23 protein-coding genes are annotated in these 22,337 nt (G+C 64.0%); 9 read left to right on the top strand and 14 right to left on the bottom strand.

Annotated features, from left to right (window positions below; translation table 11 throughout):
* Positions 1-393 precede the first annotated feature (393 nt).
* From GCN75_RS10770 to GCN75_RS10760, 3 genes are read left to right on the top strand one after another with little or no spacing between them, the layout of a single operon-like run.
* Entirely contained in the window at positions 394-903 is a 510-nt protein-coding gene (locus GCN75_RS10770) for a ProQ/FINO family protein (RefSeq protein WP_034758713.1), read from the top strand.
* Between the two features lie 9 nt (positions 904-912).
* On the top strand, positions 913-1,560 hold the full coding sequence (locus GCN75_RS10765; protein ID WP_152282530.1) for a 3'-5' exonuclease: 648 nt from the start codon (positions 913-915) through the stop codon (positions 1,558-1,560).
* Positions 1,561-1,604: 44 nt separating this feature from the next.
* Positions 1,605-2,033, top strand: coding sequence for an SMI1/KNR4 family protein (locus GCN75_RS10760; protein WP_152282529.1), 429 nt, complete (start codon positions 1,605-1,607; stop codon positions 2,031-2,033).
* Positions 2,034-2,054: 21 nt separating this feature from the next.
* On the opposite strand, the gene GCN75_RS10755 is transcribed toward GCN75_RS10760, so the two are convergent.
* Together GCN75_RS10755 and GCN75_RS10750 are read right to left on the bottom strand one after the other, a co-directional pair.
* The gene (locus tag GCN75_RS10755) at positions 2,055-2,402 is read right to left on the bottom strand and encodes a DUF4870 domain-containing protein (protein ID WP_152258157.1); all 348 of its coding nucleotides are present in this window, start codon (positions 2,400-2,402) and stop codon (positions 2,055-2,057) included.
* A gap of 101 nt (positions 2,403-2,503) precedes the next feature.
* Positions 2,504-3,916, bottom strand: coding sequence for an aminotransferase-like domain-containing protein (locus GCN75_RS10750; RefSeq protein ID WP_152282528.1), 1,413 nt, complete (start codon positions 3,914-3,916; stop codon positions 2,504-2,506).
* A 140-nt stretch (positions 3,917-4,056) separates the two neighbouring features.
* On the opposite strand from GCN75_RS10750, the gene GCN75_RS10745 reads away from it, so the two are divergent.
* On the top strand, positions 4,057-4,791 hold the full coding sequence (locus GCN75_RS10745; RefSeq protein ID WP_152282527.1) for a c-type cytochrome: 735 nt from the start codon (positions 4,057-4,059) through the stop codon (positions 4,789-4,791).
* Entirely contained in the window at positions 4,788-6,062 is a 1,275-nt protein-coding gene (locus GCN75_RS10740; RefSeq protein WP_152282526.1) for a c-type cytochrome, read from the top strand. Before GCN75_RS10745 ends, GCN75_RS10740 begins: the two co-directional genes overlap by 4 nt.
* Positions 6,063-6,176: 114 nt before the next feature.
* Here the strand turns inward: GCN75_RS10740 and GCN75_RS10735 are convergent, their stop codons facing one another.
* On the bottom strand, positions 6,177-6,812 hold the full coding sequence (locus GCN75_RS10735; RefSeq protein ID WP_152282525.1) for an SAM-dependent methyltransferase: 636 nt from the start codon (positions 6,810-6,812) through the stop codon (positions 6,177-6,179).
* Between the two features lie 188 nt (positions 6,813-7,000).
* Between GCN75_RS10735 and GCN75_RS10730 the strand changes: the two genes are divergently transcribed.
* A complete protein-coding gene (locus GCN75_RS10730) occupies positions 7,001-7,786 on the top strand; it encodes a head GIN domain-containing protein (RefSeq protein WP_152282524.1) in 786 nt (261 codons plus the stop codon).
* A gap of 60 nt (positions 7,787-7,846) precedes the next feature.
* Here GCN75_RS10730 and GCN75_RS10725 read toward each other — a convergent pair whose 3' ends face one another.
* Positions 7,847-8,389 (bottom strand): YaeQ family protein, encoded by a 543-nt coding sequence (locus tag GCN75_RS10725; protein ID WP_070291303.1) that lies wholly within the window; start codon positions 8,387-8,389, stop codon positions 7,847-7,849.
* A gap of 50 nt (positions 8,390-8,439) precedes the next feature.
* Positions 8,440-9,321 carry a formyltetrahydrofolate deformylase gene (gene purU, locus GCN75_RS10720; protein WP_152282523.1) on the bottom strand — a complete coding sequence of 294 codons (882 nt, stop codon included), beginning with the start codon at positions 9,319-9,321 and terminating at the stop codon, positions 8,440-8,442.
* Positions 9,322-9,666: 345 nt separating this feature from the next.
* Between purU and GCN75_RS10715 the strand changes: the two genes are divergently transcribed.
* From GCN75_RS10715 to GCN75_RS10705, 3 genes are all read left to right on the top strand, one after another.
* Entirely contained in the window at positions 9,667-10,179 is a 513-nt protein-coding gene (locus GCN75_RS10715) for a phasin family protein (protein WP_152282522.1), read from the top strand.
* Between the two features lie 35 nt (positions 10,180-10,214).
* Positions 10,215-10,628 carry a KGG domain-containing protein gene (locus tag GCN75_RS10710; RefSeq protein ID WP_152282521.1) on the top strand — a complete coding sequence of 138 codons (414 nt, stop codon included), beginning with the start codon at positions 10,215-10,217 and terminating at the stop codon, positions 10,626-10,628.
* A gap of 148 nt (positions 10,629-10,776) precedes the next feature.
* The gene (locus GCN75_RS10705; protein WP_152282639.1) at positions 10,777-11,289 is read left to right on the top strand and encodes a YgjP-like metallopeptidase domain-containing protein; all 513 of its coding nucleotides are present in this window, start codon (positions 10,777-10,779) and stop codon (positions 11,287-11,289) included.
* 132 nt (positions 11,290-11,421) lie between these two features.
* On the opposite strand, the gene GCN75_RS10700 is transcribed toward GCN75_RS10705, so the two are convergent.
* The 9 genes from GCN75_RS10700 to GCN75_RS10660 all read right to left on the bottom strand — a co-directional run bounded on the left by GCN75_RS10700 (position 11,422) and on the right by GCN75_RS10660 (position 22,244).
* Positions 11,422-12,024 carry a PEP-CTERM sorting domain-containing protein gene (locus GCN75_RS10700; protein WP_405002801.1) on the bottom strand — a complete coding sequence of 201 codons (603 nt, stop codon included), beginning with the start codon at positions 12,022-12,024 and terminating at the stop codon, positions 11,422-11,424.
* Between the two features lie 301 nt (positions 12,025-12,325).
* Positions 12,326-12,871 (bottom strand): LOG family protein, encoded by a 546-nt coding sequence (locus GCN75_RS10695; protein WP_193317465.1) that lies wholly within the window; start codon positions 12,869-12,871, stop codon positions 12,326-12,328.
* Positions 12,872-12,882: 11 nt separating this feature from the next.
* Positions 12,883-13,656 carry a tetratricopeptide repeat protein gene (locus GCN75_RS10690; RefSeq protein WP_152282519.1) on the bottom strand — a complete coding sequence of 258 codons (774 nt, stop codon included), beginning with the start codon at positions 13,654-13,656 and terminating at the stop codon, positions 12,883-12,885.
* Between the two features lie 49 nt (positions 13,657-13,705).
* Complete coding sequence (locus GCN75_RS10685; protein WP_034758777.1) at positions 13,706-14,377, bottom strand: TetR/AcrR family transcriptional regulator; 672 nt, start codon at positions 14,375-14,377, stop codon at positions 13,706-13,708.
* Positions 14,378-14,516: 139 nt separating this feature from the next.
* Positions 14,517-15,182 carry a phasin family protein gene (locus GCN75_RS10680; protein WP_152282518.1) on the bottom strand — a complete coding sequence of 222 codons (666 nt, stop codon included), beginning with the start codon at positions 15,180-15,182 and terminating at the stop codon, positions 14,517-14,519.
* 149 nt (positions 15,183-15,331) lie between these two features.
* On the bottom strand, positions 15,332-18,970 hold the full coding sequence (locus tag GCN75_RS10675) for an EAL domain-containing protein (protein WP_152282517.1): 3,639 nt from the start codon (positions 18,968-18,970) through the stop codon (positions 15,332-15,334).
* A 301-nt stretch (positions 18,971-19,271) separates the two neighbouring features.
* Positions 19,272-20,231, bottom strand: coding sequence for an esterase/lipase family protein (locus GCN75_RS10670; RefSeq protein ID WP_152282516.1), 960 nt, complete (start codon positions 20,229-20,231; stop codon positions 19,272-19,274).
* Positions 20,228-21,868, bottom strand: a complete 1,641-nt coding sequence (locus GCN75_RS10665; RefSeq protein WP_152282515.1) for a GMC family oxidoreductase — start codon at positions 21,866-21,868, stop codon at positions 20,228-20,230. Before GCN75_RS10665 ends, GCN75_RS10670 begins: the two co-directional genes overlap by 4 nt.
* A 10-nt stretch (positions 21,869-21,878) precedes the next feature.
* Positions 21,879-22,244: a hypothetical protein gene (locus tag GCN75_RS10660; RefSeq protein ID WP_226941301.1), complete on the bottom strand. Its 366-nt coding sequence runs from the start codon at positions 22,242-22,244 to the stop codon at positions 21,879-21,881.
* Between the last annotated feature and the right edge of the window lie 93 nt (positions 22,245-22,337).

Raw genomic sequence — 22,337 nt, 5'->3', positions numbered from 1 at the left:
AAGCCGGGTCAGATAAATAAGCGATGTACATTGCGGAATGAAAAAAAGCCCGTACCAGAACGGGCTTGAATCTATTGTTGTTCAGTGAAGACACAGCGGAGAGCAAGATTATGCACGAAGGCCAGTTATCTGGATAATTGATAAGCAAAATATCTGATATCAAAAATGTCAATAATCATGGCCCTGCACCGCACTGCTCCTATCCCCTGCACACCTGAGCCAGACCGTCAAACATGGGGTCCAGTCATCAGCGCAAGCCGACATTATACACATTTCCCGCATTTCGCGCTGTGGCCGCTGTAGTGCGGACCCGCCTATCGCAGTGCAAGTTGCCAAAAAAGACAATGCACTTGCCTGTGGCGCGTGCTATGCTCCCCTTTTATAGCCCAACCAATGATGTCGATGACCAGCTCCACGCCAGACCAGCAAGCCACCACTCCTGACACGCCAGTCGATGCAGCCCCAGCGGCGGCACCGGCCGCAGCGACCACGCCGGCGCCTGCCGGCCTGACCGCGCGCGCGCTGCTCAAGCAGTTCCAGGAGCAATTCCCGCCATTCCGCGATTGCCTGCCCTTGTCGATCGGTATCGACAAGCAGATCCTGGCGCGCCTGCCGGACCTGGACCGCAAGCTGATGCGCACGGCGCTGGGCATCCACACGGGTTCGCTGCGCTACCTGCGCGTGATGGAAAAAGCCAAGGTACGCTACGACCTCGACGGCACAGCCGGCGCGGAAGTGACGCAAACGCACCGCGACCACGCCACGCAAGTATTGCAGCAACGCTTCAAGAAAGAAGCCGAGCGCAAGAAAGCCGAACGCGACGCCGCTGCCGCCGAAGAAGCGAACCGTTTGCGCCTGGAAAAACTGAATCAGCTGACCGCGAAATTCTCGCGCAAAGGCTGATCCGGTTTCATGGACACAGCTGCCGCACCGCCACTGCCCCCGTATCAAGGCATCGCACTCGACCACGTCAAGCTGGTACGCACCAGTGACGACGCCAGGGCAGCCATGGCTGCCCTGCTGGCAGCGGACGCCATCGGCTTCGATACGGAATCGAAGCCGACGTTCGTCAAGGGCGAGTCCTCCACGGGACCGCACCTGATCCAGCTGGCCACCGACGACATCGCCTACCTGTTCCAGGTGGGCAGCACGCCGGCCCCGGCCCTGGCCGAACTGAAAGCCATCCTCGAATCGACCACCACCTTGAAGGTGGGCTTCGGCCTGTCCGACGACGTCAAGCGCCTGCGCAACAAGCTGGGCATCGCGCCGGCCCAGGTGCTCGACCTGTCCGTCGCCCTGCGCGGCGGCCAGCGCAACGACCTGGGCGCGAAGACGGCCGTGGCCAAGTTCTTCGGCCTGCACCTGCAGAAATCGAAAAAGATCTCCACCACCAACTGGGCCACCGCGCGCCTGACGGAAAAGCAGATCCTGTACGCGGCCGACGATGCGCAAGTGGCCCTGCGCGTGTACCGCCGCTGGATCGCTGACGGCGGCAAGGTCGCGCCGCAGAAGGCCCCGCGCGCCAGCACGCCGCCGGCGCCGCCCGCCGTGCCTGCCTGAACCGGTACAGCCACCGCGCCTGGCCGGCACCGTCACATATTCTCATGAACAAAAATACATCGACCGGCACCACGCCCGCCGCGATCGCGGCCGCCGAACAGGCGCTGGGGCGCGCGCTGCCCCCGTCCTTCGTGCAATGGTTATTGGTGAACAATGGCCGCGCGCTGGGTGCCTTGAGCGTGTTTCCCGTCTACGATGCGGCCAACGCGCGCAAGACGTGGGAATCGATTACGCGCCACTACCAGGAAGACTGGCAGCAGTGGCTGGAGAATATGGACGGGTCCGGCACCGACGCCGGCAGCCTGCTGCCCTTTGCCCAATTCGGCACGGGCGATTACTATTGTTTTGACTATGCGCAAACGGAGGCGACGGGCGAACCGGCAGTCGTGCTGTGGTCGCACGAAACCGGCGCCACCACCACGGTGGCGCCCGGCTTTGCCGCATTCCTGGCGCTGCCCGGCCGCCCGGGCTGACACCCGGCAGGCCGTACAGCCTTACTTGACGAGGCGCAAGGTCAAGGGATAGCGGTAGGTGACGCCGTTGCTGGCCTTGACGGCCGCGACGATCGAGCACACCAGGTTGGCCAGCGCCACCACCCAGAACAGGAACAGGCCGATCAGCACGAACGACAGGATGAAGCAGGCGAAATACCAGATGATCAGGGTGATCTGGAAATTGAGCGCTTCGCGGGCGTTCTCGGCCGAGAATTTATCCGCATCGTCTTTCTTGATCAAATAAATGATCAGCGGCGCCACCCAGCTGGTGAACAGGCCGCCAACGTGGGACAGGATGGCGATCGTCGTATCTTGCGTACGACCCACTTCCGGCTGCGTGTTATCCATTATCATTCCCATCATTAGTTATAGATACATCAATATAACAGCAATATTTCTTTTTGGAATGAAACACTTGCTGCCACCAGGGACTTTTTTTGCATGCGCCCTTATGCCGCCGCCTGCGCCAGCCGTCCCAGGGTGGCGATGGCCTCTTCCAGCTGCGGGCTCCACGGGTGGCCGTAATTGAGGCGGACGCAGTGGCGAAACGCGCGCGTGGCGGAAAAGATGGGGCCGGGCGCGATGCTGATGCCGGCCGCCAGCGCGCTGCGGTGCAAGGCCAGCGCGTCGACACTGGCGGGCATCTCCACCCAGACGAAATAGCCGCCCTGCGGCCGCGTGACCCGCGTGCCAGGCGGAAAATGCACGGCGATCGCTTGCAGCATGGTGTTTTGCTGCGCCGCCAGGGTCAGCCGCAGCTGGCGCAAATGGCGGTCGTAGCCGCCCTGCGCCAGGTAATCGGCCAGCGCCATCTGCAGCGGAATCGGCGCCGACAGGCTGGTCGTCAGTTTCAATCGCTCGACCTGGCGCGCGTAACGGCCCGCCACGGCCCAGCCCAGCCGGAAACCGGGCGCCAGGGTCTTGGAAAACGAGCTGCAATGCATGACGAGCCCCGCGCTGTCGTGGCTTTTCGTCAAGCCCGGGCGCTGTTTGCCGAAGTACAGCTCGCCATACACGTCATCCTCGATCAGGGGCACGCCATGGCGCGCCAGCAACGCGACCAACGCGCGCTTCTTTTCCGGCGGCATCAGGCTGCCCAGGGGATTCTGAAAGCTCGTCATCAGCCAACACGCCTTGGGCTGGTGACGCTGCAGCAATTCCTCGAGTGCCGCCAGGTCGACCCCGTCGCGCGGGCTGGTGGCGATCTCGACAGCTTTGAGTTCCAGCCGCTCCAGCGCCTGCAGACAGGCATAGAAGCTGGGCGACTCGATCAGCACCGTGTCGCCGGGCCGCGTGACGGCTTGCAGGCACAGGTTCAGCGCTTCCAGCGCGCCATTCGTGATGACGATGTCGTCGCTGGAAACGGGTACGCCGTCGAGCTGGTAGCGCAGGGCGATCTGGCGGCGCAGTTCGGCATTGCCCAGGGATAAATCGGTGACGGTGCTCCACGGGTCGAGGCGGCGCATGCTGGCCGACACGGCCCGTGCCAGCCGTTCCATCGGGAACAGATGGGGACTGGGAAAGGCCGAACCGAAGGGCACGATATCGCGCGCGCCCGCGGCGCCCAGCACTTCGAACACGAGGTCGCTGACATCGACGGTGGTGCTGGCCTCGAGCGGATGCGAGCTGTCCGGCTCGGGGGCCAGCGCGGCGCGCTGCGGCGCCACGTAATAGCCGGAGCGGGGACGCGAGACGATCATGCCCCGCGCCTCGAGCAAATAGTAGGCCTGGAACACCGTCGACGGGCTCACGCCCCTGCGCGCATGCTGCTGGCGCACGGAGGGCAATTTATCGCCCGGCAGCAACAGCTGCGTGGCTATCATGGCGGCCACTTCTTCCGCCAATTCCTCATATCGTTTCAACCCTGCTCCTCAAACTGATCCGTAGTTTTATTGCACAACTGATCCTGTCACCGTGACAGCACACGTTATATGCTAGGGTAACAACATCCGGGGAGCAACACCGGCACGCCATACCGACCGACGAGACAGGTGATCTTTCCATGCGACTTTCCAGGCAACTGCATTCCCTCTCCCTGCTGGCCCTGGCCGCCGCGCTGCCCGGCATGGTGCTGGCCGCGCCCGCCGCCGTCTCCGCCAGCCACGACAGCCTGGAACAGCGCATCAAGGCGTGCACGGCCTGCCATGCGCCTAAGGAACGCCACGACGCCTTCTTTCCCCGCATCGCCGGCAAGCCGGCCGGCTACCTGTACAACCAGCTGCTCAATTTCCGCGAGGGAAGGCGCCAGTATCCGATGATGAACTACATGGTCGAGCACTTGCCGGACGACTACCTACGTGAAATCGCCGATCACTTCGCGGCGCAGCACCCTGCCCCGCCGCCGGCCCAGCCCAGCGGGGCCGGCACGGCAGCCCTGGCGCGGGGCAAGCAGCTGGTGCTGCACGGCGATCCCGGCAAGAAGATTCCTGCCTGTATCGCCTGTCACGGCGAGAAGCTGGCCGGCGTGGCGCCCGCCATCCCCGGCTTGCTGGGCTTGCCGCGCGACTACATCAACGCCCAGCTGGGCGCGTGGAAGAACGGCATCCGCCGCGCCCACGCACCCGACTGCATGGCGCAAGTGGCCCAGCGCCTGTCGGACGCCGACGTGGGTGCCGTCTCGGCCTGGCTGGGTACGCAGGTGGCCAGCGCCGACGCGCGCCCCGCCGCCAGCATCGCCCTGCCCTTGCCGCTGCACTGCGGCGGCGTACCCGGTTCCAGCGCACAGGTGGCGCCATGAAAAAATGGATGATCGCGGCCGGCCTCGTGCTGATCGCCGGCGGCAGCGCCACATTCCTGCTGTACCCGGACGACGACCTAGGCCCGCCCGCTGTTGCCAGCACCCTGAGCCGGGACCAACTGGTCGCGCGCGGCGCCTACCTGGCCAAGGCGGGCGACTGCATGGCTTGCCACACGACGCGCGGCGGCGTGCCGTACGCGGGGGGACGGGCCTTGCAGACGCCGTTCGGCAAGGTGCTCTCGCCCAACATCACGGCCGACAGGGAAACGGGCATCGGCAGCTGGACGGCCGACGATTTCTGGCGCGCCATCCACAACGGCAAGTCGAAAGACGGCCGCCTGCTGTATCCGGCCTTTCCTTACACCAACTACACCAAGGTGCAGCGCGAAGACAGCGACGCCCTGTACGCGTATTTCCAGAGCGTGCCGCCGCACCGGCAGGCAAACGCGCCGCACGCGCTGCGCTTCCCCTACAACCAGCAGATCGCGCTGGCCGCCTGGCGCGCGCTGTACTTCAAGCAGGGCGTGTACCAGCCGCTGACGGAAAAAAGCATGGAATGGAACCGCGGCGCCTACCTGGTGCAGGGCCTGGGCCACTGCAGCGCCTGCCATAGCAGCCGCACCACCCTGGGCGGCAGCGACGACGGCCTGTCGGGCGGCCTGATCCCCGTGCTGGGCTGGTACGCGCCGTCGCTGACGTCGGACGCGGAAGCGGGCCTGGGCGACTGGGACACGGCGCATATCGTGGAATTGCTGCAAACGGGCGTGTCGCCGCGCGCCACCGTCTTCGGCCCCATGGCCGAGGTGGTGCGGCAAAGCTTGCAGCACATGGGCTCGGCCGACGTGCAGGCGATGGCCGTGTACCTGAAAAGCTTGCCCGGCCCCGCGCAAGCGGTCAAACGGACGCCGCGCGACACGTCGGAGCAAGCCCGGCAGCAACTGGCGCTGGGCGCCAAGCTGTACGAGGCGCAATGCGCAAGCTGCCATGGGGACGACGGCAAGGGCGTGCCGCCCGGCTACCCGCCGCTGGCCGGCAACCGTGCGCTGACAACCGTCTCGGCCGTCAACGCCATTCGCCTCGTGCTCAACGGCGGCTTCGCGCCCGGAACCAGCGGCAACCCGCGCCCCTACGGCATGCCGCCGTTCGGCCCCGTCATGGATGACGCCGAAGTGGCCGCCGTGGTCACGTATCTGCGCGCCTCGTGGGGCAATGATGCGCCCGCCGTGTCGGCGCTGGAGGTGAACAAATACCGCAGCGTGCCGCTGGAGTAAGGCGCCTGCAGGACGTCCATGGCGGCTTGCATCGCCTTGCCCTAAACGTCTTGCAGGCACGCATACGAAAAAAAACCGGCCAGCGCCGGTTTTTTTCATCGCAAACAGCAGTCCTCAACGGAACTTGCTCTTGTGCCCCGTCTTCAGGTCCAGCGCATAGCGCACGCCATTGTCTGTCAGCATGACTTCATCGGGCGGCTCTTCGCCGGCCAGGGCGCCGTCGATCAGGGGCAAGCCTTCGCCCTTGCGCATCAGGTCGTCGCAACGCTCGTACACGTTCGCGCAGCCCGTGGAGGCCATCAGCGATTGCACGATGGCCACTTTCCACGCATCGACGCCGCCCGCGTTGAATTCGCAGATCAGGTAGCCTTGCACGCCGCCAAACAGCTGCACCACCAGGCCCGGCAAGCCCTCGTCTTCGCCCTTGATCAGGGTCAGCAGCTGGTTCTCGCCCGCTTTCTTAATGGCAGTTAATTTTTTCTCGATGGCGGCCTTGACCCGGCGCTTGATCAGCGCGTGGTCGACGGGTTCGTCTTCCTTGAAGCTCCAGATGCGCGCGCGGATCTGCGACTTCGAATTGTAGGCGGCGCGGGCGATGAACTGCTTCGACGAGCTTTGCACGATGGCAGTCGAGCCCGGCTTCATTTTTTCCTGCGGCTTGCCTTCGACTTTTTCAATCGCGGACGCGTAAATCCACGATTGGCCCAGCAAGCTCTTTTCCTTGCCCTGTTTGATGGTGATGATCAGCATGTAATTCCAGTAGTGGGACCGGCACCTGCCGGTCGTCGTATGTCCAATACCCGCATGATACCTCATGCCATCCTGTCGCATCCTCCTGCATTCTGTGCCGCCGCTGCCGCAGTCTGTCGCAGCGCGGTACGCAAGCGCGGCCGGCTCGCATACCATGCAGGCATACCAATTCAAAACAGGGAGCAAGAATGACACATCCACTTTTCCATCCCCGCCAGGCCCGTGCCGCCACCGCCCTGCTGCTGGCCGCCTGCGCGCTGGCCCTTCCGGCCACGCCGGCGCTGGCGTCGCCGCTCGACTGGATTTCCGGCAACAGCATCCAGGGCAGCGGCAAGCTGCAAAAGCAGACGCGCGAGGTCGGCAGTTTCCATGGCGTGGCGCTGAACGTGCCGGGCACGGTCGAGCTGCGCATCGGCAACACGGATAGCATCACCATCGAAGCCGACGACAATATCCTGCCCCTGATCGAGACGGCGGTGGAAAACGGCACCCTGCGCATCCGCCCCGCCAAGCGCAACGCGAATTTCCGCCAGAGCAGCCTGAACATCGTCATCCAGGCGCGCCAGGTGGAGCGCATCAGCGTGGGCGGTTCGGGCAACATCACGGCGACGGGCTTGCGCGCAGAGAAGCTGCGCTTCGACGTGGGCGGCTCCGGCTCCATCCACGCGCGCGATCTCGACAGCCGCATGGTGTCCGTGGCCATCGGCGGCAGCGGCAACTTCAAGGCCAGCGGCAAGACGGAGCAGCTGACGGCATCGATCGGCGGCTCGGGCAATATCCAGGCAGGCCGCCTGGGCGCGCGCGAAGTGCAGGTGAGCATCGGCGGCTCGGGCGAGGCGGAAGTGTGGGCCAAGGACGACCTGACCATCAGCATCGGCGGCTCGGGCGAAGTCAGCTACTACGGCGACCCGCGCATCAGCCGCAGCATGCAGCGTTCGAGCAGCATCCGACGCCTGGGCGCGGCGCCGAATTAAGCGCCCGCAATGACAAAAGCCCGGATCGCTCCGGGCTTTTTGCATTGCACACAGCCGGAATCAGCGGGCCGGCTTCACCGGTTCGCGGTCGATCAGCACCGTGTTGACGCTGTCCGTCAGCCAGATCTGGCCATCCTGGATCGTGCACTGCAGCTGCATCGTGCGCTGCGCCAGCTTGCTCATGTCTTGCGCCGCTTCCGACGGCAAATTGATCACGGTCAGGTTCTTCGCCCGTTCCAGCTTGTTCGCGATCTGCTTCCACCAGATGTGGCTGGTTGCGCCATAGCTGTAGACGATCACCTGTTCCGAACGGCCGCAGGCCTTCAGAATGCGTTTTTCGTCCGGCTGGCCCACCTCGATCCACAGCTGGATGGCGCCCGTCAGATCCTTCTGCCACAGGTCGGGCTCCTCCGTGTCGAACAGGCCCTTGGTGAAGGTCAGCGCCTCGTCGGCGTGGATGGCAAATGCCAGCAGGCGCACCATCATGCGCTCGTCCGTTTCGGACGGGTGGCGCGCCAGGGTCAGCGCGTGATCCTGGTAGTAATTGCGGTCCATGTCGGCGATCTGCAGATCGGCTTTGAAAATTGTTGCTTTAAGGGCCATCGTATTTCTGTCTCAGTAATCAATCAGGTAAGTAAATGCTGTCCGCCAATTTAGCGGAAGACGACCGTCTTGTCGCCATTTTTCAGGATGCGGTGCTCGACGAACCATTTGACGGCGCGCGCCAGCACCACGCACTCGACGTCGCGGCCGATGGCCGTCAGGGTCTCCGCATCCATCGCGTGGTCAACGCGCTCGACGTCCTGTTCGATGATCGGGCCTTCATCCAGGTCGCCTGTGACGAAGTGGGCCGTCGCGCCGATCAGCTTGACGCCGCGGTGGTGCGCCTGCGCATACGGCTTGGCGCCCTTGAAGCTGGGCAGGAAGGAATGGTGGATATTGATGGCGCGGCCGTCCAGCGCCTGGCACAGGCCCGGCGACAGGATCTGCATGTAGCGCGCCAGCACCACCAGGTCGATCTTGTGCGTGTCCATCAAGTCGACGATCTTCGCTTCCTGCGCCAGCTTGGCCGCTTCCGGCGCGCCCGCCGCCAGCGGCAGGTGGTGGAACGGAATATTGTAGCTGGCCGCCAGCTGGTAGAACTCCATGTGGTTCGACACGATGGCGGGAATTTCCACGTTCAGCAAGCCGCTCTTGTAGCGGAACAGCAAATCGTTCAGGCAATGGCCGATCTTCGACACCATCAGCATCACGCGCGGCTTGACGCGCGCATCGTGCAGCTGGCCGTGGAAAGGGCCATTCAACTGCATGGCTTGCGACAGGTCGGCAAAGTCGCTGCGCAGCTGGGCGTCGCTGACGGCGCCGTCTTCCAGCGCGAAATGCACGCGCATGAAGAACAGCTGGGATTCCTGGTCGCCGAACTGGGCGGAATCGAGGATGTTGCAGCCGCGTTCGGCCAGGAAGCCGGACACGCGGTGCACGATGCCGCGCTGGTCCAGGCAGGACAGGGTCAGGATGTATTCGGGATGCGTCATGGTCGCGGAATAAGGCAAAAAAGTAGGGCTATGCTCGGCTCAGCCACGCGCGCCGGCCATCGGCTGCGCTGCCGCGAGCCGGCTATTGTCGCACGGCCGGGCCCGTAAACCTGCATTTTCCACACAAGCAGCATGGCGGCCGACGGCGGCAAGCCAATTCACGTTCATTTGATCTAACGCAAAGTCATCGCGTTTTTCCCTCAGCCAGGCACCATTCTCGCGCCAAACCGGCATCTGGCGTGGAACCTGGCACGCCATCCGGCGTCTATCCCTTTGCTTGTCTCACCATACGCCGCATCCGGTGCACCGGGTGTTTCCTGGATCAGTTTTTCATTGAGGTAGAACATGTTCACAAACAGTATTCCCCCCAGTCTCAGCCCCGCCCTGAAGTCCCATCTGGAGGCCCAGTGCAATTTCGCTACGGAACTGTCGCGCAAGCTGTTCGATACGGCGCAGCAATTGAGCGAACTGCACCTGCGGCTGGCGCAAGACCTGCTGCAGGAATGGAGCAACGCCAGCCAGCGACTGCTGTGCGCGCGCGACACGGGCGAGTTCCTGTCGCTGGCCGCGGCCCAGTTGCAGCCGGGTAGCGACAAGCTGCGCCAGTACCAGCAGCAACTCGGCAATCTCGTCGCCAACGCCAATGTCGAAATGAACCGCACGGCAGAGAACCACCTGCCCGAAACCAGCCGCACGGCCGTGGCCTTCGCTGATGAAGTGGTGCGCAAGACGGCCGAAGAAACGGAAAAAGCCACGCAGCGCCAGCGTGAAATGATCGAAAAAATGCAGATCACGGGCCACCGCGACGGCGCGGGCCGCAGCCGCGATACGGGCAGACAATCCGATCAGGCGCATTGAGCATCTGATACCCACTCGACAGCAAGGAGACCGACATGGCTAACAATCAAGGTAATGAGCAAGGCAAAGGCGCTGGCAGCAGCCAGAAAGCGGGCGAATCGGGCAGCGCCAAAGGCACGAGCAAACGGGGCTTTGCCGCCATGAATGAGGAGCAGCAACGCGAAATCGCCAGCAAGGGCGGCCAGGCAGCCCATCAAAAGGGCACGGCACATGAATTCGACTCGGAAGAAGCGCGCCGGGCCGGGCAGAAAGGCGGCGAAGCCGTCAGCCGCAACCGTGAACACATGGCGGAAATCGGCCGCAAGGGTGGCGAAAGCCGGCAATCGGCCCAACGCGCCAATGAAAACCGCAGCGGCACGGCCACGCGCGCCGGCAGCACCGAGCAAGGGCGCACCGAACAGGGGCGCACTGGCCGGCAGGGCGGCAAGGACGAAGACGACAAGGGCTGACCGGGCTACCGGGCTGACCGACCCGGCAGCACGGGGCGCTTGACGACGGCACGGGGCGGCCATGGCAACCCCGTGCCGGGACTGGCGCAGCGCCGGACGCGGCGGTATGGTACATTCTCGCCTCGCCTTCCATCCCGCCCGTCCCCGCATGCAGCCATCCCTGAAATACCTGAGCGCCTATTCCGAACAAACGCAATCGCAAGTGCAGCAACTGATCGCACAGGACAAGCTGGGCGACGTCCTGTTAAAACGCTACCCGAATGCGCACGATGTGCGCAACGACAAGGCGCTGTACCAGTACGTGCAAGACTTGAAGAATGAATTCCTGCGCAATGCCGAACCCATCAACAAGGTGGCGTTCGACAGCAAGATCCATGTGATCCAGCATGCGCTGGGCTTGCATACCTCGATCTCGCGCGTGCAAGGCGGCAAGCTCAAGGCCAAGCATGAAATCCGCGTGGCCACCATGTTCAAGGAAGTGCCGCTGGAATTCCTGCGCATGATCGCCGTGCACGAACTGGCGCATGTGAAGGAAAAACAGCACGACAAGGCATTCTACAAGCTGTGCACGTATATGGAACCGCAGTACCACCAGTACGAATTCGACGTGCGCCTGTACCTGACCCAGCTCGACCTGTCCGGCCAGCGTCTGTGGTCGTGACGCACGAATGACAACGCCCCGGAGGAACTCCGGGGCGTTGTGACGGGCGCCAGCCTGTGGGCATCGCCGCCGGCTAAAACGGGCGGCGGCTTGCGCATGCGCCGGCGTGGCCGGTATCAGGTGGCGTCAGGCTCAGGCGGCGTTCTTGCGGCGGCGCAGGAAGGCCAGCAGACCCAGTCCGCCCAGCATCATGCCGTAGGTGGCCGGTTCCGGCACGGCGCTGACGCTGGCGGCAACATTGTCGACCTGGAAGGTGTGCAAGGCGCCCTCCTGCCACGTTGCCGAGAGCAGGTTGTTGAAACCCGTGAACGTGTAATTGCTGAAATTATGGCTGCCATCGAGGCTGAAGGTCTGGGTCACCGTGCCGCCGCCTACCTTATTGCCGACGAACGTCACGTCGTAGGGGCCAGGCAAGCTCACGAAATCGGCCAGGCTGATCGAGCTCAGCGAGAATGCGGCCCCATCGTTACGGCTCAATGTGGTTGTCGTCAGCACCGTGGCGCCAAGGCCGGCCGAGCCCGCATAGGCAAAGTTGCTTTGATGGGCAGAACTGAGCAAGCCCAGGAAGCTGCTGTCGAAATTGTAGCCGCCTTCGGAATAGGAATCGAAGACGGAGCCGAGGATGCCGGGTTGTTCCAGCGGATCAAAGCCGATGATGGTGGTTTGAGCGTGGGCGCCGCCGGCGGCGAGGATGGCAGCGACAGCAGTCGCGCGCAAGAGGGTCATTGGTTTCACAATTGCATCCTTTCAAAATGATGAAGTAGCGAGGTTGTGGCAACTTGCAATACTTAGGCGTCGTAGCGGGAAACGGGAGGCGCCTCGCTGGGTGTCCGACATGCCTGTCTTTTGAACAATTCCAGTAGAACACATTAATGCATAAAAAGCATCTTCATTTTCAAAAAAACATGCCTCATAGGAAACATTGTGGCCATATTTTTATTAATTAATTTATTGAGCTTGATCAATTTTTCCGTGTAGAAATAAAAAAAGCCATGCACTTTTCAGGGCATGGCTGTCTCGCTGGGCTACGGTGGCGCTAGGGTGCGCACTCCTTCAGGCGCTGCACCAGCGCTGCCGGATCGGCATCGGCGTTGAGGAAGGCCGCGTGCTGCGGACGGATGAAGCCCTGCTCCTTGCCGTTTTGCACGAAAGCAATCAAGCCGTCATAAAAACCGTCGACATTGAGCAAGCCGATGGGCTTGGCATGCAGGCCCAGCTGGGCCCACGTGAGCATCTCGAACAGTTCTTCCAGGGTGCCATAGCCGCCGGGCATGGCGATGAAGGCGTCGGACAGGCTGGCCATCATCGCCTTGCGCTCATGCATGTCCTTCACGATGAACTGGCGCGTCAAGCCCGTGTGCCCCACTTCGCGTTCGACCAGTTGGGTGGGAATCACGCCCGTCACTTCGCCGCCCAGGCGCAGCACTTCATCGGCGATCACGCCCATCAGGCCAACCTTGCCGCCGCCATATACCAGTGAAATATTTTCCGCCACCAGCACGCGCGCCAGTTCGCGCGCCGCCACGGCATAGTCCGGCGAGACGCCCGCATTGGCGCCGCAGTACACACATAAAGCCTTGATCACAGTAATCCTTACCCTTTCAGTTCATCGATCGCCGCCTCGACCTCGAGGCGTTCCTTGGCGTCCAGAGCCACGCAGTCGGCCGCCTTTTCATACAGGGCCAGCGCTTCCGCCAGCTTTTTCTTTCCGTCGAGCATGTTCAAGGCGCGCGCATATTCGCTGTGCGCCAGCGCCGAATACGGCGTCAGGGCCAGCGCCGTCTTGAAGTGCTGATAGCCGTCTTCCTTGTTGGCGCCATACGTCAGGTTGCCGATCATGGCACCGACCTTGTCGATAATTTCCGTATGATAAATCCCAAACGCAATATGCGCTTCCGCATGCATGGGCGCCACCGTCATCGTGCGGTCCAGGCTGTTGCGCACGCGCGCGCCCATGCCCTGCGCCAGGGCCTTGACGACGGAAGTGCCCAGCGCATAGCGGCCCAGGCTGTAGGCATGCCAGTAGTAACCGGCCGGATTGTCCGGCTGCTCACTCTGCTGGCGCTCGCAGCGTTCCGCCACTTCTTCGTACATGTCGAGTTTCTGGCTGTCGCTCACTTCCAGGTGCGTGGCGTAGATGCAGGTGGCCTTGTGCGCTACCGCATAGCCGGGCACGCCAACGGCCAGGCCCAGCTTGGCCGCGCGCTCGAAGTCGCCCGCGTGAAAGGCCAGCCAGGCTTGCACCAATGCCGGGTGCGTGGGAAAGGGTTCCACGTCGCCCGCATGCAGGCGGGCCCAGGCCGCCGCCAGGGTCTGCGGCGTGTAGACATATGCGTCATCCGGATAGGGAAATTGTTTCCAAGCCATACATCTCTCCTGTAAATAACGACTTGCCGCCTTGCCGCCAGCGGCCCCGTCAGTCGTTCTTGAGTTTGGTCACATACTCTTCCGACAGTTTGCGAAACAACAAATGCGTTTCGTTGCGTAAATACGGCCCGATCAGGGACAGCACCTGGTAGCAGCCGCGTGCCAGCGCATCGGACATCGATTGCTGCTCGCTGTACTTGCGCGGGTTGCGCACATACTCGTACGACAGCCAGTAGGTGGCAACGACCACCATATTCGTCGCCATCGCAGCGACTTCCATGTCCGACGCTTCCAGCGACTGTTCACTGCGCAAATCTTCGCACAGCTGCGTGGCCACCTTGATCTTGTGCGCCAGGATCAGCTTGAAGTGCAGTTCCAGCTTGCGGTTGCGCGACAGCAAATCGTTGAGGTCGCGATAGAAAAAGCGGTAGCGCCAGATCAGTTCGAACATCAGGTGCAGGTACAGCCAGACATCCTCGATATTCGAACGGCGCCCGTCGGGCACGGTCAGGATGCGTTCGATTTCCGCCTCGAACTGGACGAAGATCGAATTGACGATGTCGTCCTTGTTGCGGAAGTGGTAATACAGGTTTCCCGGCGAAATGTTCATCTCTTCCGCAATCACGGTCGTCGTGATATTCGGCTCACCAAACTCATTGAACAGGCGCAGCGACAACTCCAGGATGCGTTCGCGGGTACGGCGTGGTGCTTTTTGTAGCATGGCGGGCAATCTCTCTGTGTTCTGCCGCAAGCATACCACCTAAAATAGCCGTAATGAAACACTCCGCCCCCCGGCGCCGGTGAAAACCGGAGGCAAAAAAAAGCCTGCGCGAGCAGGCCGGGCAGGATGCGGCGCCAACTCAGGCGGACGGTGCTTTTTTCTGCGCCGAAGACTTAGTCACTGGCTTGCTCGCCGCCTTGCTTTCTGGTTTGCTTGCTGGCTTGCTCACTGCCTTGCTCGCAGGCGTGGCCGCGGCACGCGGCGCAGCCTTGGCTGCCGGCTTGGCCGGGGCCTTGGCGACGACTGTTTTCGGCGCGGCTTTCGGCACCGCTTTCGAGACGGTTTTCGGTGCCGCTTTCGGCGCCGCCTTCACGGCGGGCTTGGCCGCAGTCTTCGGTTTGGCCACCGGCGCGGCCTTGGCCGACAACGCCGCCACCTGCAGGCTCAAGGCATCGATCTTTGCGTGCAGCGCGGTGATATCGTCTTGCCGGGGCACGCCGATGGTGGCCAGCGCGCGCGCGACGCGCTCTTCAAACACTTGTTCGAGCTTGTCCCAGGACCCGCTGGCCTGCTTGCCCACGCCATCGGCCAGCTTGCTGACGCTGTCGCTGACACCGGCCACCTTGTCTTCGGCCCGCTTCTGGAATTCCGTGCCTTCCTTGACCAGCTTGGAAAACACGCGACCACCCTCTTCCTGCGCCTTGGCAAAGGCCCCGAGGCCCGCTTGCCAGATCTGCTGCGCGGACGAGCGCACGGCGCTTGCCAGTTCCTTGTCTTCCGTCAGCTCCTTCAATTTCTTCACCATCGCCAGCTCCCGTCATCTGAAAGGCCATGCCACATCATGGATGTTTTTTATTCTAGTGAGCAAAACTAGAGACGGGAGTCTAATTCGATAGAAATTGGCTTCTAAACGTGCGCCAGCGCACGCCCGGCCGGCGGCTTGCGCGGCGGTGCCTAGGCCGCCGCTTTCACGGGGCCGTGCAGCAGCTTGTGCAGGCGGAAGCCTTCGCGGATATTCTCGCGCAGCACGGCGCCTTTCCACGGCTTCGTATAGAAGCGGTCGACGGCGCCGCGGTTGATGGCCGCCATGATGGGGGTCAGGTCGGCAAAGGCCGACAGCATGATGCGGAAGGTGTCGGGGCACAGGTGCTTGACCCGCTCCATGAATTCGGTGCCGCTCATGAGCGGCATGCACTGGTCGCACAGGATCACCTGCACCTTGTGGCGCGCGAGGATGTCGAAGCCCTCGGCCGCCGTCTGCGCCGTGAGGATGCGGTAGCCGTCCTGCGCCAGGAAGTCGCTGAGCACGTCGAGCATGAAGACATCGTCGTCGACGATCAGCAAGGTTTGCTGCTCTTCCCCGCCGGCATCCTGCGGCGCCTGCAGCAGCTTGCCGCCCATCAGCATCTGCTCGAACTCCTCGTGCGGCACGGGGCGGCTGAAATAATAGCCCTGCATCTCGTCGCAGCCGTGGCGCCGCAGGTAGGCCAGCTGCGCATCGTTTTCCACGCCTTCGGCGATCACCTCGAGCTTCATGCTGTGCGCCATGCTGATGATGGCCAGCACGATGGCCGCGTCGTCCGGATTGCTGGTCACTTCGCGCACGAAGGCGATATCGATCTTCAGCTTGTCGATGGGGAAGCGCTTCAGGTAGGCCAGGCTGGAATAGCCGGTGCCGAAATCGTCGATGGAAATCTGGATGCCCAGCGCCTTCAGGTTGCGCAGCACGGCGATGGTTTCCTCGGCATTCGACATCAGCGAGCTTTCCGTCAGCTCCAGTTCCAGCAGCTCGGGCGCGATCTCGTGCTTGCGGATCGCCTTGAGCACCTCTTCTTCCAGGCCGCCGACGAAAAACTGGATGCCCGACACATTCACCGACAGGTGCACGGGGCCGATGCTGCTGGCGCCCCATTCGCTGATCTTCCTGCAAGCCTCGTCGAGCACCCAGTTACCGACGCGCACGATCAGCCCCGTTTCTTCCAGCAGGGGGATGAACAGGGCCGGCGACACCATGCCGTGGCCGGGGCGGCGCCAGCGTATCAGCGCCTCGGCACCGCTGATGCGTCCCGAGATGATGTTCACCTTGGGCTGGAAGAACAGCACGAATTCCTCGTTGTCGATGGCGCGCCGCAGCGCGTTTTCCATGTCCAGCCGCGCCATCGACTGCGCGTTCATTTCCGCCGTGAAGAAGCGGAAGGCATCGCGGCCCGCTTCCTTGGCGCGGTACATGGCCGTGTCGGCATATTGGATCAGGGTGTCGGCATCGACGCCATCGTCGGGGTACACGGAAATGCCGATGCTGACCGTGACCGTCACCTCGTGCCCCTGCAAGTCGAAGGGCTTGCGCATTGCTTCGCGGATCTTGTCGACCACGCCCACGGCATGCTGGGCGCCTTCGGGCAGCAGCAGGATGGTGGCAAATTCATCGCCGCCAAAGCGGCCGATGGTGTCGCGCACGCGCAGGCAATCGACGAGGCGGCTGGAAAACTGGCGCAGCAGGTCGTCGCCGATGGTGTGGCCCAAGGTGTCGTTGATATTCTTGAAGCGGTCGATGTCCATGAACAGCACGGCCACGGCCCACTGGTGTTCGGCCGCCTGGGCCAGCGAATGGGTCAGCGAGGCGTAGAACTGGCTGCGGTTCGGCAAGCCCGTCAAGGTATCGAAATGGGCCAGCTTCATCAGGCGCTGCTCGGCATCCTTGCGCTCGGTGATATCGCGCGCCACGGCCACCAGGATCCAGCTCTGCCCCGAGCGCAGGGTGCGCCGCTGCACTTCCACCGACAGCGGCGAGCCATCCTTGCGCTGCAGCTGCAATTCCGTCATGGGGCCGCCCTGGTCGCCCGCCAGCAGCTTGTTGTACAGTTCTTCCAGCTGCGTCTCGCCCTCGCTCGCGCGGCCCGGCCCCACGCGCAGGAAATCCTCGCGCTCGAAGCCCAGCATGCGGCAGGCAGTCTGGTTGACGTCGACGAAGCACATGCCGGCGCGGTCGACGAGGAAAATCGCGTCCGCCGTGGCGTCCATCGCCAGGCGGAAGCGGCGCAAGTCTTCATCGAGGCGGATGCGCGCCGCCATGTCCAGGGTCAGCTGCTCGTGGTGGCGCTTGATCTCGTCGTACAGCAGCAGGTTGTCGTAGGCGACGGCGATCTGCGCCGCCACCGTGGCGGCGACGCGCTCGTCGACTTCGGAAAACTCGTTCGCTCCCAGCTTGTCGACCAGGTACAGCCAGCCGTGGCTGCGTTCGCGCGAGGCGATGGCGACGCCCAGGAAAGAGTGCACGGGCGGGTGCGTATCGGGCAGGCCCAGCGCGCCGGGGTCGCCCTTCAAGCCGTTCACCCGGTAGGGCTGGCGCTGTTCCAGCAAGCGGCTCAGGATGCCCGTGCGCGGCGCGCTGGCGATGCGTTCGAGGTTTTTCTCGGCGCCGCACGAGGAAAAATAACTGAGCTTTTCGGCGCCCTCTTCCAGCACGCCGATGCAGGCGTATTTGGAGACGCAGATATTCTGCGCCACCTTGCAGCCCGCCTCGATCAAGGCGCGCGGATCGCGTTCGGCGCCCAGCTCGATGCCCAGTTCGATCAGGGCCGTCAGGCGCAGGCTCACCGCCTGCAGGCTCGATAGAGAACGCGACAGGCGCTCCGTCATGATGGCCAGGTCTTCGGGAATGGCGGCCTGGCCCTCGCGCTGGCTGGCCAGCTGCGAAATCTGCTGGCTGCTGGACTCGAGTTCGTCGAGGTAGCCGCTGACCTGGTGCTCGATGCCGGCCAGCTTGCCCGTGGCGGGCGGGGCCGTGCTGCCGCCGGCGCCCGGCGCGTCCGGCACCTGCGTCGCCGCCGGCATCAGTCCCAGCGCTTCATTGACCGTGCGCACGATGACTTCGGGGTCGGACGGCTTGGGCAGCACCCAGCGCACGCCGCACGCCTGCGCCAGCAAGATCGCTTCCTGCTCGCGGTAGGTGGCCGTATAGAAGATGATGGGCACGTCGGCCAGCGCGGGATCGGCATGCACGCGCGTGACGAATTCGTAGCCGTCCATGTTCGGCATCAGGATGTCGGAGATGATCAGGTCCGGCCGCTCCGTGCGCAGCACTTCCAGCGCGTCGGCGCCATTGGCCGCCTCCAGCAGGCGGTGGCCGCCGTAGCCCAGCAGCGCGGTCAGGAACTCGCGGTTCAGCACATGATCATCGACGATCAGTATCGTAGCTATGTCGTTTTTAACTGGCGTCGACGGCGCCCCGGGTAAAAAAGATTCCAGCTCCGCCACGAACAGGTCGGGCTCGATCGGTTTGCCGATATACCCGTTGAAGCCCGCTTCGAGCAGGCGTTCGCGGTCGCCCACCATGGCCAGCGCCGTCACGGCCAGGGCAGGGATCTTGCGCAGCAGCGGGTCTTTCTTCAGCTCCGCCACCACGCCATAGCCGTCGAGCTTGGGCAAATGCACGTCGCAGATGATCAAGTCCGGCAATTCGCTGCGCGCCATGCGCACGCCCTCTTCGCCGTCATAGGCGGCCAGCGGCGTGTACCCGAAGGCACGCAACAGGTACACCATCAATTCCATATTGGTGGCGTTATCTTCGATAATCAGGATACGTGCGGACAATTAGCACCCCCAATAAAAACTGCATGGACTCATTTTCTGCCTGCACCCATCTTTCCGCTTGCGCGGTCAACATAATAATCCTACAACATTCTGCCATGCCCCCCGCAAATATGTCGCGTACGGAACGCCATGGGGCGGCAACTGCGGCCTCGGCAATCATCGCTGGCCGCTGCCTTCCTGATGCTAGCTTAATACAGGACGCCAGTGGAAAACAGGATTTTCTAGGCGTGCGCCTGTTAAACGGAGGCAACAGCAGAGTCAAAACAGACAGTCTTGCCATGCAGATAAAACACAACACGACTCAGGGAAAATGGGGGCAAGACGGGGGCTGGGCGGCTTCGTACTTGATAGTGATTTCCGCTAACAGCTGACGCAGCACGCGCGCATCGCTGGCCAGCGCCACGTGGCCGATGCCGCCGAAGGCAAGATTGCGCGCGCCGGGCAAATGCGCCGATGATTGTGGCGCGACAATATTATCGTGGTGCGAGTAAATCGACGTGATCAGGGCCCGCGTTTCCTCCGTCTCGCTGGCGGCCAGCTGCGTCAGCCAGCCGCTGGGCGCGCCATCGATACGGCTCATCTGGCGCGCATTCGTCCCCGCCGCCAGCTTGGCCAGCGCCGTGCCGTGGTGCGGCGTGCCGATGGTAATGATGCGCGCCACGCGGGCGGCGCCGTAGTGGCGCAGCCAGGCACGCGCCACCAGGCCGCCCATGCTGTGCGCGACGATGATGGCTTGCGGCTTGCCCGTGAGCGTGCACAACGCCTGCAGCGCCTGCTCCACTTGCGCCACGTAGCCGTCGATGCTGGCATCGATGGGTTCCAGGTCGATCGCCTTGTGCACGATGCCCGCCTGGGCCAGCTCCCGGCTCAGCTTTGTCCAGTAGCCGCCATTGCACACATAACCGTGCACCAGCAGCACCGGCAAGCCCTGGCCAGCCGCGATGCCGTCGGCCGCATGCAGGCGCGGGCGCAGCATGCCCCACGACGAGGTCCACAGCGTGGCGCGCAGCTCGCCGACAAACAGGCGCGCGGCGCCCAGGGCGTCCAGCTGGCAAGCGGGCGGCACGGGACTGCCCTGGCGCCGGCTTTCCCAGAAATTGCGCGCCACGATCAGCGCGCGCACGGCCAGCAGCATGGCGGCCGCCAGCAGCAGGGCCAGCACCGGCGAGGCCACGCCCCACGCCTGCCTGGCCAGGTATGCCACCGCCAGCACGGCCAGCACCTGCAGCAGCATCAGCCACCTGAGGATGCGCGCGATCATGCGGCCGCTGGGGCGGGCATGGGCACGGGGGCCGGTTTTCCCGTCAATTGCTGCGCCAGGCCGCTGGCCAGGCGCGCGGCCAGCGCATAGATCGTCAGCTGCGGATTGGCGCCTATCGAGGTGGGAAACAGCGAGCCGTCGTGCACGGACAGGTTGCGCACGCCGTGGTAGCGGCCATCGGCGCCCGTCACACCCAGGCGCGCATCGTCCGACATGGCGCAGCCGCCCATCACGTGGGCCGACACCACCCGGGCCAGCAGCGCCTGCATCGGCAAGTCGCCGATGGCCTGTTTCGCCTGCGCCCAGCTGGTGTAGTGGCTGGCCAGCTCGTGCACGGGATACACGCTCCGCGCGCCGGCCGCGAACTGGATTTCCGCCATCGTCAGCAGCGCGCGCCGCACGCCATCCCAGATGAAGGGCGTGAGCGGATAGTCGAGCACGGGCGCGCCGAAGCCGTCGAGCGACACGCTGCCGCCCGCCGAATCGTGGTGAAAACCGTCGCGCAGCAGCGCCAGCAAGCCATGCGCATGGGGGAATTCGCGCATGGTGCGCGCATGTTCGTCGCCGAAGCCGCCCATGGTGGTGGCCATCAGCAGCGGGTGCAGGGGCGGCGCTTCGAGCTTGTAGCCGATGGGGCCATCGATGGGCGCCGTGTGCAGGAAGTGATCGGAATAGATCGTCTGCGGCGCGCCCGCATACGCGTCGACCCGCTGCGGGAACAGCCCCGCCGAGATCACCGTCGGATGCAGGAAGGTGCGCCGGCCCAGCAAACCGTGCGGGTCGGGCGCCTGCGAGCGCAGCAGCAGCGCCGGCGAGTTGATGGCGCCGCCGGCCAGCACGAAGTGTTTGGCGCGCACCGTGATGCGCACGCCCGTGGGCGCCTGGCCCGCCCCGTCGAGCGCCGTCACCTGCAGGCTGTCGATGCGCTCGCCCTTGAAGAGGAAACGCTGGGCGCGCGCATGCACGAGCAGGCCCGCGCCCAGCGCCAGCGCCGCGGGTATCGTCGTCACCAGCATCGACTGCTTGGCGTTCGTGGGGCAGCCCATGCCGCAGTAGCCGAGGTTCCAGCAGCCGTTCACGTTGCGCCGGATGGCGGCCGTGGGTATGCCCAGCGCGGTAGCGCCACGGCGCAGCAAGTCGTTGTTTTCATTGGGCGGCGCGGCCCAGTCGCTCACGTGCAGGCGCCGCTCCATCATGGCGAACCACGGCGCCATGGCGTCCACCGAGTAGCCAACCAGGCCGAAATGCTTGCGCCAGTATTCCAGGGTGCCGGGCGGCGTGCGAAAACTCGAGGTCCAGTTGACGGTGGTGGAACCGCCCACCGTGCGTCCCTGCAGGATATTGATGGCCTTGTCGCGCGTCTTGCGCGCAGCCGACTCCTGGTACAGCGCGGGATACGCGTCCGCTTCGCGCATCTTGAAGTCGCGCGAGGACTTCAGGCCGCCCTCTTCGACGATCAGCACTTTCAGGCCGGCCAGCGCGAGGATTTCCGCCGTCACGCCGCCGCCGGCGCCGCTGCCGATGACGACTACGTCAGCCTCCAGCGTGCGGTCTTCCGTCATGCTGCTGGCGTCGGTGACGTGCCAGCCGCTGGCCACGCCGATGGCGATGGGGTCGGGTATGGGAGATGTGCTCATGGTGGCCTTGTCAGCTCAGTTCGGGCAGCGGTCCCGGGTAGCCGATGGCGGCCCAGTGGGCGGCATCGGCATACCAGGCGCCGAGGATCAGGTCGTGCAGGGCCAGGTAGGCCGTCTGCAGGGTGGCCAGGCGGTGCGTGCGCCACGACTGCAGAAAGGCCGCCACCTGGGCCGGATCGGCTTCGCGCCAGCCATCTTTTACGCCGGCGACAAAGCGCCGCGCGGGCGCCAGCGCCAGCAAGCCGAACAGGTCCTGCACCTCTTGCTGGGCCGCCAGGGGCAAGCCATGGATGGCCGTCTCCACGCCGGCGATGGCGCCATCGAGCGCCGCCGCCCGCGCCGCCGCTTGCGATGGCGGCAAGGCCTCGCCCAGCATGGCCGGCACGATGGCCGCCAGCGCCGCGCGCGCCTCGCCATCGCCCGACAAGGTCGACCTGGTCGCTGCACAGCAGGCTCACCTTGCGCAGCA

It is taken from the genome of Janthinobacterium violaceinigrum (genome assembly GCF_009208555.1).
Taxonomy (GTDB): domain Bacteria; phylum Pseudomonadota; class Gammaproteobacteria; order Burkholderiales; family Burkholderiaceae_D; genus Janthinobacterium; species Janthinobacterium violaceinigrum.
The sequence above is the reverse complement of the archived record's forward strand: the minus strand, read 5'-3'. Positions and strand labels throughout refer to the sequence as shown.